General features: G+C 43.2%; 11 protein-coding genes, 1 tRNA gene and 1 other RNA gene. 6 read left to right on the forward strand and 7 right to left on the reverse strand.

The genetic code is table 11. The features are described 5' to 3' along the window. The first annotated feature begins 18 nt into the window (after positions 1–18). From AB5935_RS04300 to AB5935_RS04315, 4 genes are all read left to right on the forward strand, one after another. Entirely contained in the window at positions 19–990 is a 972-nt protein-coding gene (locus tag AB5935_RS04300) for a DnaJ C-terminal domain-containing protein (protein ID WP_007844996.1), read from the forward strand. A 15-nt stretch (positions 991–1,005) separates the two neighbouring features. Continuing rightward, positions 1,006–1,293: a chaperone modulator CbpM gene (locus tag AB5935_RS04305; protein ID WP_007838178.1), complete on the forward strand. Its 288-nt coding sequence runs from the start codon at positions 1,006–1,008 to the stop codon at positions 1,291–1,293. Positions 1,294–1,569: 276 nt separating this feature from the next. Then, positions 1,570–1,939: RNase P RNA component class A (rnpB, locus tag AB5935_RS04310), an RNA gene on the forward strand. Positions 1,940–1,964: 25 nt separating this feature from the next. Continuing rightward, positions 1,965–3,293, forward strand: a complete 1,329-nt coding sequence (locus AB5935_RS04315; protein ID WP_007838176.1) for a YihY/virulence factor BrkB family protein — start codon at positions 1,965–1,967, stop codon at positions 3,291–3,293. 133 nt (positions 3,294–3,426) lie between these two features. Here AB5935_RS04315 and AB5935_RS04320 read toward each other — a convergent pair whose 3' ends face one another. Further along, positions 3,427–4,029 (reverse strand): riboflavin synthase, encoded by a 603-nt coding sequence (locus AB5935_RS04320; protein ID WP_005843829.1) that lies wholly within the window; start codon positions 4,027–4,029, stop codon positions 3,427–3,429. Positions 4,030–4,233: 204 nt separating this feature from the next. Between AB5935_RS04320 and AB5935_RS04325 the strand changes: the two genes are divergently transcribed. Both AB5935_RS04325 and AB5935_RS04330 read left to right on the forward strand, forming a co-directional pair. Beyond that, positions 4,234–4,809 carry a helix-turn-helix domain-containing protein gene (locus AB5935_RS04325; protein WP_007838175.1) on the forward strand — a complete coding sequence of 192 codons (576 nt, stop codon included), beginning with the start codon at positions 4,234–4,236 and terminating at the stop codon, positions 4,807–4,809. 6 nt (positions 4,810–4,815) lie between these two features. Beyond that, positions 4,816–6,468, forward strand: a complete 1,653-nt coding sequence (locus AB5935_RS04330; protein ID WP_008652358.1) for an AMP-binding protein — start codon at positions 4,816–4,818, stop codon at positions 6,466–6,468. 531 nt (positions 6,469–6,999) lie between these two features. On the opposite strand, the gene AB5935_RS04335 is transcribed toward AB5935_RS04330, so the two are convergent. The 6 genes from AB5935_RS04335 to AB5935_RS04360 form a co-directional block, all read right to left on the reverse strand. Continuing rightward, positions 7,000–8,349 (reverse strand): mechanosensitive ion channel family protein, encoded by a 1,350-nt coding sequence (locus AB5935_RS04335; protein WP_368327337.1) that lies wholly within the window; start codon positions 8,347–8,349, stop codon positions 7,000–7,002. A gap of 176 nt (positions 8,350–8,525) precedes the next feature. Continuing rightward, complete coding sequence (locus AB5935_RS04340; RefSeq protein ID WP_007838166.1) at positions 8,526–9,923, reverse strand: glycoside hydrolase family 28 protein; 1,398 nt, start codon at positions 9,921–9,923, stop codon at positions 8,526–8,528. Between the two features lie 407 nt (positions 9,924–10,330). After that, positions 10,331–10,453 carry a left-handed beta-roll domain-containing protein gene (locus AB5935_RS04345; protein WP_080597217.1) on the reverse strand — a complete coding sequence of 41 codons (123 nt, stop codon included), beginning with the start codon at positions 10,451–10,453 and terminating at the stop codon, positions 10,331–10,333. 142 nt (positions 10,454–10,595) lie between these two features. Beyond that, positions 10,596–10,669: transfer RNA gene (locus AB5935_RS04350), tRNA-Arg, on the reverse strand. Between the two features lie 78 nt (positions 10,670–10,747). Further along, positions 10,748–11,455: an AbgT family transporter gene (locus AB5935_RS04355; protein WP_007838162.1), complete on the reverse strand. Its 708-nt coding sequence runs from the start codon at positions 11,453–11,455 to the stop codon at positions 10,748–10,750. Further along, on the reverse strand, positions 11,445–12,173 hold the full coding sequence (locus AB5935_RS04360; RefSeq protein WP_007843833.1) for a DUF5932 domain-containing protein: 729 nt from the start codon (positions 12,171–12,173) through the stop codon (positions 11,445–11,447). Before AB5935_RS04360 ends, AB5935_RS04355 begins: the two co-directional genes overlap by 11 nt. Positions 12,174–12,192: the final 19 nt, after the last annotated feature.

Below are 12,192 nucleotides of genomic sequence, written 5' to 3' on the forward strand. Positions count from 1 at the left end.
ATTTAACAAATATATAATATGGCTTACATAGACTATTACAAAGTATTGGGAGTGGACAAAAGCGCCACCCAAGATGATATCAAGAAGGCTTTCCGTAAGCTGGCCCGCAAATACCATCCTGACCTGAATCCGAATGACCCTGGGGCCAAAGATAAGTTTCAGGAGATAAATGAAGCCAACGAAGTACTGAGTGACCCGGAAAAACGTAAGAAATACGACGAATACGGTGAACACTGGAAACATGCCGACGAATTTGAAAAACAAAAGCAACAATATGGAGGAGCCGGTGGATTCGGAGGATTTGGTGGAGCCGGAAGCGGATTCGGTACGGACGGTAACGGCAGTTACTGGTATTCCGGCAATGGAGGAGAAGAATTCAGCGGTGCACATTTCGGTGGCAGCACAGGTGGCTTCTCTGATTTCTTTGAAGAACTGTTCGGACATCGTGGCGGTGCAAACGGCGGACGAAGTGCCGGATTCCGTGGACAGGACTATAATGCTGAATTACAACTTTCATTGCGTGAAGCCGCCGAAACACACAAACAAGTGCTTAATGTAAACGGAAAGAACATACGTATCACTGTTCCGGCAGGTATAGCCAACGGACAGACTATCAAATTGCGTGGTCATGGTGCACCGGGAGTAAACGGTGGTCCTGCAGGCGATCTGTACATCACCTTTATCATTCCAGACGATCCTGTATTCAAACGTCTGGGGAATGATTTATATATCAATGCTCCGCTTAGCCTCTACACCGCCGTACTGGGTGGTGAAGAAACCGTGGACACACTGAACGGCAAGGTAAAACTGAAAGTAAAACCTGAAACCCAGAACGGAACCAAAGTCCGTTTGAAAGGCAAAGGCTTTCCTGTTTACAAGGAAGAAGGCAAATTTGGCGATCTGATAGTAACTTATAATGTCACCATTCCTAGCAACCTTACCGAACATCAGAAAGAGTTGTTCCGCCAATTAAAAGATAGTAGCAATTAAAAAAAGAGAAGGATTATGCAGAGCGATTTAATTATTATCAACGATTTTTGCGACCGTTGCCATGTGGACCCGTCGTTCATTACGGAACTGGAAGAAGACGGACTGATCGAAGTCCGGGTGATTGACGAGGAACGCTACCTCCCCGCATCCCAACTAGCGGAGCTGGAGCGTTACACGCATTTATATTATGACTTATCCATCAATATTGCAGGAATCGACGCCATCCACCACATGCTGGAACGTATAGAACTTTTGCAACAGGAAGTGCGTTCATTGAGAAACGAATTGGGATTCTACCGCTAAATTCCGTGTCCGGAGAGGGAAAGTGAAAACAGCACCCACTTCTCTTTCCGGCACAGTTCATTTATTTTAAATATTCTTCCTGTTTTTACCGTTGTTTCTATACAATAAGCAGGAGTGCCGAACCAAGCATCACTGATTTTCTCCTCTTTATTATATATACCAAGAAAAAGTAATGGGCTGTTCCGCTCTTTCTTTGTTTTTTCATTTATTTTCTTACTTTTTTCCGCTTTATTATCCTACGTTTAACCTAAAATCGCTATCTTTGTAAACTTAAAAGCAGCCGGCCGGTCTGCCGCTGACGTCGCAAGGCGAAAGAGGAAAGTCCGGGCAACGCAGAGCATCCTACTTCCTAACAGAAAGCCATCTGCGAAGGTGGAGTAACGTAGAAGAAAACAACCGCCACAATTCCTACGGGAAACGGGGTAAGGGTGAGAAGGTGGGGTAAGAGCCCACCAGCCGCATGGTGACATGACGGGCTGTACGTCTTAGGAGTTGTAAGGTCATGTAAACCGACATTATGAGGGTTGCTCGCCCCACGTCGGAGGGTAGACCGCTAGAGCCTGTTGGTGACAACAGGCGTAGATAAATGGCAGGCACTTCGCCGCAAGGCGAGGAACAGAACCCGGCTTACAGGCCGGCTGCTTTTTTTCATATATCCTAATAAAGAGCTTATGAGTACCATGAACAAGGAAAAACTGAAAGGTCTGCAATCGTTTCTCAAAGATGATATATGGCGAGTGACAGAAGACGAGGTTAGCAAATCCCGAGGAATACTCTATAATGCAATAAAAATCGCCACTCTTTCTATTCGTGAGTTCACTCAGGGACGTATTTTGAATAAAGCATCCGCACTGACATACAGCACCCTGCTTTCTATCATTCCCATTTTGGCCATTCTATTCGCCATCGCACGTGGATTTGGTTTCTCCAACCTGCTGGAAACCCAGTTCCGTAGCGGTCTTGAAGGACAGAGTGCGGCTGCCGAAACCATTCTCGGCCTGATTGACTCTTATCTGGTGCACGCCAAAAGCGGGGTTTTTATCGGAGTGGGTCTGGTAATGTTGTTCTGGACCATTTTGAGCCTAACCTATAACATAGAACGTACCTTCAATTATATATGGCAAGTGAAGAAACCCCGTACGCTGTATCGCAAAATGACGGATTATTTCTCCATCCTGCTCTTGTTACCCCTACTTATCGTACTTTCCAGTGGTCTTACCATCTTTATGTCCACCATGGTGAAAAACATGGAGGACTTCGTATTACTGGCACCCCTGATGAAATTTCTGGTACGCCTGGTTCCTTTCATCCTGACTTGGGCCATGTTCACGGGGCTGTTCGTCTTTATGCCCAATACTAAAGTGAAACTGAAATATGCCATCATTCCGGGTATCATCGCAGGCACTGCCTTTCAGGCTTTTCAATACTTGTATATCGGCAGTCAGATATGGGTATCAAGATACAATGCAATCTATGGTAGTTTCGCCGCTATTCCAATGTTCTTGTTATGGGCGCAAATTTCATGGGGAATCTGCCTGTATGGCGCAGAGCTTTGCTATGTGGCACAGAATCTTCGCAACTACAGCTTCAGCAAAGAGACGGCAAATATCAGCCGCCGTTATCACGACTTTCTGTGCATCCTCATCATGTCTCTGATATGCAAACGATTTGAAACGGAAGAGACTCCTTATACCGCCGAGACACTCAGCGACGAACATAAAATCCCGATAAGACTCACTAAGAAAATCCTATACGAACTACAGGACATGCACATGGTTTACGAAACTTCTATGGACGGTGACGATGAAAGCATAGGCTATTTGCCGTCAGTAGATATCAACCGGATGAACGTGGCTATGCTGCTGAACAGACTGGACATAGCCGGAACAGAAGCCTTCAAAATAGACCGGGAACGATATAGCGGTCCTTGGGAGGCATTGACCAATGCCCGCGAAGAATATTATAAAAGCACCAGTAAGATATTGCTAAAAGATTTATAATTCTGATATTTGTTTTACCACAGATTGCACAGATTCTTTTTTTGTTCAAAAGCCGATGCGGATAATTCCGGATTTCCACAAAGAACCTTTTTTTCATCTTTAACAATCATCTGTGCAACCTGCGGTGAAAGAATCAGGAGAACTGCATCATGCGGCTTAAATATTTGCCGATGATATCAAACTCTATATTCACAATGCTTCCCACTTTAAAAGTATGGAAATTGGTATGTTCGTAAGTATAAGGAATAATGGCAACCTGGAAAGTATCCTCCGTAGGGTTACAAACGGTCAGACTCACACCGTTCACCGTAACCGAGCCTTTGTCCACCGTGATGTAACCGCGCTTCGCCATTTCCTTGTCAAACGCATATCTGAAAGTAAAATACCAGCTCCCTTCAGCATCCTTTATATCCATACATTCGGCAGTCTGATCCACATGCCCTTGCACAATATGACCGTCCAGCCGCCCGTTCATCATCATACTGCGTTCCACATTCACTTTATCTCCCACTTTCAACAAGCCGATGTTGGAACGCTCTATCGTTTCTTTCATGGCGGTAACCGTGTACGTGCCATCCTGCAAACTGACAACAGTCAGGCACACGCCGTTATGAGAGATACTCTGGTCTATTTTCAGTTCGTCCACAAACGAACATTTCAAGGTGAGGTGCAGATTTTCCTGCTCCTTTACAATACGCACCACCTCCGCATATTCTTCTACAATCCCTGAGAACATAAGTTTTAGTCTTTAATTAAGTTTCGAGAACAAAGATAGAACAAAAAACACAAATATTCGAAACTTACCGACTATTAATGATAAATGACCGGCAATTCGTCACTAACTTACCTTTTTTACATATTCAGAACAAAAATAGACTGTCCAATTCTTTTTTATTATATATTTGCACTTTATACTTTGCAAACTTATTAAAAACAAACCATGGACAGCACAAAGATTGTTGGTGAAAAAATAAAATCACTACGTGAAACAAAAGAAATCAGTGTAGCCGAACTGGCCGTACGCTCAGGCCTTGCCGAAGAACAAATAGAACGAATAGAGAATAATGTAGATCTTCCTTCATTGGCTCCCCTCATCAAGATAGCCCGTGCGTTAGGGGTACGTCTGGGCACTTTTCTGGACGACCAGGAAGAACAAGGAGCAGTAATCTGCCGGAAACAAGAGAGTGAGGATACCATCAGTTTCTCGAACAATGCAATGGACCTGCGTACACATATGCGCTACCACTCACTGTCAAAATCAAAAGCGGACAGGCATATGGAACCATTCATCGTGGACGTAGAACCGACAGAGGAAACCCACTTCTCGCTCTCCTCGCATGAAGGCGAAGAGTTTATCTATGTCATGGAAGGCACCATCGAAGTATGCCATGGTAAAAAATGCCATCTGATCAAAGCCGGAGACAGTATTTATTATGATTCTATTGTTCCGCACCACGTACACGGATATCAAGGACAAGCCGCCAAAATATTGGCCGTTATCTATACCCCTATTTGATTTATGATGGAATTAAGCACAAGAACCCTTGGTGACTGGCTTGAACATTGGGCCCTCACCACCCCCAATAAAGAATATATCGTATATTCCGACCGTAATCTGCGTTTCACCTGGAAACAATTTAACGAACGTGTAGACCACATGGCCAAAGGACTGCTAGCCATCGGCGTGAAGCGGGGAACCCATGTAGGAATCTGGGCGGGTAATGTGCCCGACTGGCTGACCTTTCTGTACGCTTGCGCCAAAATCGGTGCCGTGGCCGTAACAGTAAATACCAACTACAAACAGGCAGAACTGGAATACCTCTGCCAGAACTCGGACATGCACACGCTGTGTATCGTAAACGGAGACCGTGGCAATGACGACTATGTAAATATGGTCTACGCCATGCTGCCCGAACTAAAGACCAGCCAGCGCGGATATCTGAAGAGCAAACGCTTCCCCTGCATGAAGAACGTGATTTACATCGGCCCCGAGAAATACCGGGGTATGTACAACACCGCCGAGATTCTGCTTCTGGGATGCAACATAGACGATGACGAGCTGCTGGAAGCGAAAGCGAAGGTGGACTGCCACGACACAGTGAACATGCAGTACACTTCGGGCACGACCGGTTTCCCCAAAGGAGTCATGCTCACCCATTACAACATCAGCAATAACGGTTTCCTGACGGGCGAGCACATGAAATTCACTTCCGATGACAAACTATGTGTCTGCGTACCCCTGTTCCATTGCTTCGGAGTGGTGTTAGCCACCATGAACTGCCTTACACACGGGTGTACGCAGGTAATGGTGGAACGCTTTGACCCACTGCTGGTACTTGCCTCCGTCCACAAGGAACGCTGCACGGCCTTATACGGGGTTCCTACCATGTTCATTGCCGAGCTGAACCATCCCATGTTTGATATGTTCGATATGTCCAGTCTGCGTACCGGCATTATGGCAGGCTCACTCTGTCCGGTAGAACTGATGAAACGTGTAGAAGAGAAAATGTTTATGAAGGTCACCAGTGTATACGGGCTTACAGAAGCTTCTCCCGGCATGACAGCCTCCCGCATCGACGATTCGTTTGATGTACGCTGCAACACAGTGGGCCGTGATTTCGAGTTTACGGAAGTAAAAGTGATCGATCCGGAAACAGGCGAAGAATGTCCCATAGGCGTACAAGGCGAGATGTGCAACAAAGGGTATAACACCATGAAGGGGTATTACAAAAACCCCGAAGCAACCGCCGAAGTGATAGACCGGAACGGCTTTCTCCACTCAGGGGATTTGGGAGTGAAAGACGAAGAAGGTAATTATCGTATCACAGGAAGAATAAAAGACATGATTATCCGTGGCGGAGAGAATATCTATCCACGGGAAATAGAAGAGTTCCTGTATCAGATGGAAGGAATAAAAGATGTACAGGTAGCCGGTATCCCCTCCAAGAAATACGGAGAAGCGGTAGGCGCATTCATCATCTTGCACGAAGGGGTGGAAATGAACGAATTCGATGTACGTGACTTTTGCGATGGCAAGATAGCCCGTTACAAAATTCCTAAATATATCTTCTTTGTTGATGAGTTCCCTATGACGGGCAGCGGAAAGATACAGAAATTCAAGTTAAAGGATGTGGGATTGGAGTTATGCCGGAAACAAGGCATCGAGATTATTTAATTCAGCCTTCTCCTTGCATTAAAGAGCAGAATTAAGTTACACAATCACGGAGAGGAATACATTGCACGGATTCTTCTCTGTGGTTCTGTATTGGGTATCGGAACCGGACAGCAGATGTAAGCCTCACGTTATTCCATAAAAAAAGGAGCAACGCCTTGCTCCAACCTTTTGTTAACCTTAAATCTAATACTATGAAAAACACACATACAAATATACGCACTTTCCTGCTATCTGCAAATTTAAGGAAGCGTTAAGGAGAAATTATAGTATTGTTTAATAAAAGCAACAAATCCTTTAACATTTCAAGTTAATGCGAATGGTTTCTTTTAACAAAACAAAAAGGCTGTCCCGTAAGGAACAACCTTTCTATATTTTTTATAGTAGACGCTTCTACTTCAGATGCAACTACTTCTCTCAAGCCGATTGCAATCTTCAACCTTTAATCTAATACTATGAAAAACACATTTATATAACACGGTGGCAACAAGAATTGTTCAACCGCAAGTCATTAATAAATGTTTAAATCCCTAACTATACCTTTTCTTCCTTTGGCAAGACCGAATGCCAAGGAATTCCGTCTACAGTAGAAAGGTCCTTGCCAGACTCTATCAAACCACTGATTACATAATCTCTGGCAGTAGGATTCTGGAACGGATACAATCCAAACTCGGGAAGAACAGAAACAAAATGCTCCATGATTTCCGCCTGGATAGATTCATAACTAGGCCAGTTCTTATTGGCCGAGAAACAATAAATTTGTACAGGCAGACCATTCTCCGTAGGAGCCAACGTGCGTACCATCAGCAACAGGTCCTTACTGATAAAAGGATGGCGCTTCAGATAGAGAGTCATATAAGCACGAAGCAGCCCTACATTCGTATCAATGGTTCCATTTACCAATCCGGCCGGATTGTCAGTATTCGCTACCTTTCCTTCGGCCGCCTGTTTCTGCTTTTCTGTGATAAAGTCGGCCAAATCAGCATCAAACTTCTTCATTTTCTCCAAAAATTCAGGAGTACAGGGTTGTATGTAATCCAGTTTCAACGCATACTCGCGCATAATACGCCGTCCGCCCGATTCAGTCATCCCACGCCAATTGATAAATGAACCGGAAACTAATGAATAAGGAGGTATAGTGACAATAGTATTATCGAAATTCTGAACCTTCACAATGTTCAGAGTGATATCCATCACCACCCCATTCACATTATTCTGAGCCATCTCAATCCAATCGCCGATATGCACCATATCATTCTCGGAAAGCAGCACCCCCGCCACAAAGCCAAGGATGGTATCTTTGAAAATCAACATCAGCACGGCAGCAAAAGCACCCAGTCCGGTAATCAGATTGAGAGGCGACTTATTAATCAATATAGAAATGATGACAATGATGGCAATACACGAAAAAATCACTTGAAAGATTTGTATGAAACCTTTCATCGGACGATTCTGTAACTGCTCCTTGTTCATCAGCACATTACCCACCGAATTTAACACGGCATTGACCGAAAACAACAAAGCGATAAATAAATAAATCCAAGTGATTTTTTCACTGGCAGTAAACCAAGTAGAACGATAATCGAACGCAAACGGCAACAAAGCGGATATAATAAGCGGCGGAATGACCGCAGACATTTTCCGCAAAGCATTGTATTCTATCAGCGAACTTAAAAAACTGATATTTTTATATTTCAACACCTTCCGTGTGAAACGCACAGATAAATAATGAAATACAGCTCCTACAGCAAAAGCAATAACTACAATCAGGATCAAGAAAATAATCTCATCCAGTTCATTCAACCTATCGCGCGGGATGCCTATCCATGATAGAAAACTCTTAATCCAAGTCAATAAAATTCGGGCAAATTCATTTGTATTCATAATTATCGTCTTTTTTACTTATAGAACCATCTATAAAAACATTTGTTTAGTTGAGGGATGAAAAATCCTCCCCAGTCTGTACGAAAACAGTTTCCTGCTTTCCTTTTACTCTGTCATTCCAGCGTAACAAGACTTTCTCAAGGAATCGGCGAAGTGAACCAAGAAGTCAAACAAATCTATTTATTGAATATACCATCTTTCGCACTGGCTGTAGACGGCACCCCAACATAACCTCCCAAATTACAATTAGAAACCCCAATTGTCTTCGTATTCGAAAAACTAAGACCTATCCCTGCTTTATCCACATCCACGTTATCAAAAGTCACATTATAAATAGGCTTTGCCTCTGTACCTTGAAGCACCAATGCAGCTACATTCACCTTTTTGCATTTCAAATCCTTTACATAAATATCATGCACCTCAGTAAAATGATGGTTATCCATCCCCTCGCCTGCATACATGGAAGTTACATAAAAAAGATCCTCCACTTCACCAAACTCACAATTATTCACATAAATATCACGAATAAAACCTCCGCGGTCCGGATTCGTCTTGATAAAAATACCTCGTTTACAATAGCCTCCGTAAGTGCAATTCTCTACGAAAACATGCTGTATTCCCGATGACATCTCACTGCCCAACACCACACCATGAAGCCCTTTGAACTTACAGTTACGAATAATAATATTTTCCGAAGGACAACTGGTTTTCCATCCGTCATTATCCCGTCCGCATTTAATGGCCACATTGTCATCTCCATTATTAAATTCAATATTTTCAATCAGCAAATTACGGGTGTACTCAGGGTCGATGCCATCATTGTTGACCAATTTTGCATCATAACGTATGCCACGGCAGATAATATTCTCCGATTTCAGTAAATGAATACACCAGAAAGGCGCATTCGTAATAAACACATCCTCAATTGTAATATTCTTACAATCAAAGAATTGCACCAGATGCGGACGCAACCAATACCCCTCACCGAAGTTCCGTTCGGCTACCGGCACTTCTTTATGATTCATTTCACGACTAAGCTGCTGCCCTATCTTCTGCTTACTTTTCCAAGTGGCAAAAGTAGTCCCCGCATTTCCATCTATCACTCCTTTGCCGATGATGGAAACATTTTCCAACTGATATCCATAAATAAAAGGACTGTAATTCTGAAGGAAAGTTCCTTCCCAACTGGTTTTCACCAGAGGGAGATAAAAAGCCGGTTCAGATGAAAATTTCAAGGTCGCCCCTTCCTGAAGTTCCAAACATACATTACTTACAAAATGAATAGGACCATTCAAAAGATATTCCCCTGCGGGAACCACAATATGTGCTCCTCCCATATGGGCAGCACGCTTCATCGCTTTATCAAATGCAGGTTTACAATCTTTTTTCCCATCTCCTTTCGCACCAAACGAAATAAGTGAAATCTGCTTTTTCGGACGAACGGCTCCTGTAATTTGTGCTAAAATAGCATCACGTTTGGCTGTACGGAGCACATCGTCAATAGCCAAACAAGGATGAAAAGCCCATAGTGCCCATATTATCACCAATAGGCTTTTGTACTTTTGTGTTGTCATAGTCGGTAGTTGTTTTATTTATGATTTTCAGACAAGCCTGACAAAGAAAATGTTCTTTCCTTGGGGCATCCGGACCAAAAGTACAAATATATTCTGATGTAAAAGAGGAAAATATGACGAATGAGTGGGATTTTTTGTTCAGAAAAGAAGAAAGTTCCGTTTCTAAGGGATAGTAGAAATTTAACGGGAACTACTTCTTATTTTCCGGTTCATACCTTTCTTTAGATTCAGTATATACATCTTCTGCATGCAAAAAGGGTTAACATGACTTTTTAACCGGTTCAATCTTTCCGCTGCCGTGAGGTCCAAAGGACGAAGAAACTGAGAAAAAGTAATAACCCGCCATCGGAATTAAATAACAATGTATCGCATCCATCCCTGTTGCATAAGCCTTTTCTCTTTCCAGGTTAAACCTTTTTATACGGATGTATTCTATCTCCATAGCCCTTGGAGTTATCTCCATAAGCTTTGGAGTTATCTCCAAAGGCTATGGAGTTAACTCCAAAGGCTTGCGGAGATAGAACAAGCAGGAAGAAAACCCTTAACTATCCAATGGGAAAGGTTTAGAGATATGGACAAGATCTTTTCCATAGCCCTGCTTTTAGATGAATCCTTTTTAAATATTTCCATAAAAAAAGCTGTACCCCCCGAAAGAGATACAGTTTCTTTATGTGATTCCGTTGCGATTCGAACGCAAGACCCACGCCTTAGAAGGGCGTTGCTCTATCCAGCTGAGCTACGGAACCATCCTTAATTGCGAGTGCAAAGGTACGGTTTTTATTGAAATTACCAAAAGAATCCGTAACTTTTTTTGCATTAACAACCTATTTTTTTCTATTCAACATCCAAGCGAAAGGTAAATAGCAACAAATATGAAAAACGTAAGACACTATATATGAATCTATTCCAACCCATTCCACCAAATTCGTATACATCAATGAGGAAAAGAACTGAACTATAAAAAAAAGCACCACAAAGTAATCGGCAAAACGAGAAAAGAGACAGGACATCCCTCTTATTATATCCTTATCATCCCGAAAACGTCCCGATGCATAGCCGAAAGCCATACCCGATAATCCCACACCAAACGAAATGAGATAATAAATCCCTTTTTGAAACGGAGAATTCGTGAGAGATCCCGTCACGCTACGCAACATAGTCCATGGGGCAAAAGTGGTGCCAATAATCATTATGATATAAACAAGCAGCATACAACCTGCCAATATCAACGCACGCTTTTCCTTACGGGAAATGGGCTTTCCTCTTTTCACTATTCTCCCCAACGTGCCCCATACCCCGGAATGAACCGTAATGCCGAACCCTAAAAAAAGCATCATTACTATGCCCAATGCCGGTGTCTGGACAAAATTCCCCATAGCATGCCTCAATTCCCACCGGATTCCTTCGGGGCTGAGCAGGCTTTGCACCTTCCCCAGCCCATAAATACTTCCTATCCATGAGAACAAGGCTACAGCTACTGTCAGCAGAAAAAATACAGTAGCGGTATGAGGGAAATAATATTTACTCTTCATCCGGTTCCAAATTATCAATATCAAGAATCCGCAACTCGAAAGCACGGGTCACCAAGCGACAGGCATTGACACCATTTCTTTCATCCAATGTGAACAAACGGTTTATTAATTCATTCTGACGTTTCTCTATGGACTTGACCCCGAAAGGCATCCCTTTCAGATTAGTAATCATTTCTTTGGTATACCCCAAGGCCAGATGGCGAAGCAAACGCTCATCATATTCATCAATATCATAATCGATGACAGCTTCCTGCCTACGCTGCTCCTGAGCCACCGACTGCTTGAAACGTGCCACTATTTTCTCCAGAATGGGATAATTGAAAACCAGTCTCTTACCATCCATCACCGCCTGTACATCTGTGGCAGTCAGCAACTCTCCCGTCTTCAGGATTATACCATCCGCACCCGCATTCAGCGCATCCACCCATAACTTTTCGTTCAACACCTCACCAGTGAAAATCAGCACCTTCATATCCGGATAGTTCTTCCGTAAAGAAGAACAGATTTCCACACCGATGGTAGTCGATCCCCCCAAGCCCAAGTCCAATAAAACCATATCGGGCAACTGCACTTTCAGCAATTCCCAAAACTCATTCTCAGTCATGGCCGTTCCGATGACTTCCGCATTTGGAATTTCGTGTCTGAATATCTCTTCCGTTCCTTTTAATTCCAGTTTGACATCCTCTACAATGATGACTTTAAATCTATTATTCTCCATAATATGCATTGTTTTTTTA

It is taken from the genome of Phocaeicola sp. RTP21198st1_B8_RTP21198_201120, from assembly GCF_040929485.1.
GTDB classification, from domain to species: Bacteria; Bacteroidota; Bacteroidia; order Bacteroidales; family Bacteroidaceae; genus Phocaeicola; species Phocaeicola dorei.

What these genes read in the sequence shown, in the direction of transcription:
- AB5935_RS04315 (WP_007838176.1), top strand. Translation starts at nt 1,965, where the DNA reads ATGAGTACCATGAACAAGGAAAAACTGAAAGGTCTGCAATCGTTTCTC.
- AB5935_RS04335 (WP_368327337.1), bottom strand. Translation starts at nt 8,349, where the DNA reads ATGAATACAAATGAATTTGCCCGAATTTTATTGACTTGGATTAAGAGT.
- AB5935_RS04305 (WP_007838178.1), top strand. Translation starts at nt 1,006, where the DNA reads ATGCAGAGCGATTTAATTATTATCAACGATTTTTGCGACCGTTGCCAT.
- AB5935_RS04340 (WP_007838166.1), bottom strand. Translation starts at nt 9,923, where the DNA reads ATGACAACACAAAAGTACAAAAGCCTATTGGTGATAATATGGGCACTA.
- AB5935_RS04300 (WP_007844996.1), top strand. Translation starts at nt 19, where the DNA reads ATGGCTTACATAGACTATTACAAAGTATTGGGAGTGGACAAAAGCGCC.
- AB5935_RS04325 (WP_007838175.1), top strand. Translation starts at nt 4,234, where the DNA reads ATGGACAGCACAAAGATTGTTGGTGAAAAAATAAAATCACTACGTGAA.
- AB5935_RS04355 (WP_007838162.1), bottom strand. Translation starts at nt 11,455, where the DNA reads ATGAAGAGTAAATATTATTTCCCTCATACCGCTACTGTATTTTTTCTG.
- AB5935_RS04360 (WP_007843833.1), bottom strand. Translation starts at nt 12,173, where the DNA reads ATGGAGAATAATAGATTTAAAGTCATCATTGTAGAGGATGTCAAACTG.
- AB5935_RS04330 (WP_008652358.1), top strand. Translation starts at nt 4,816, where the DNA reads ATGGAATTAAGCACAAGAACCCTTGGTGACTGGCTTGAACATTGGGCC.
- AB5935_RS04320 (WP_005843829.1), bottom strand. Translation starts at nt 4,029, where the DNA reads ATGTTCTCAGGGATTGTAGAAGAATATGCGGAGGTGGTGCGTATTGTA.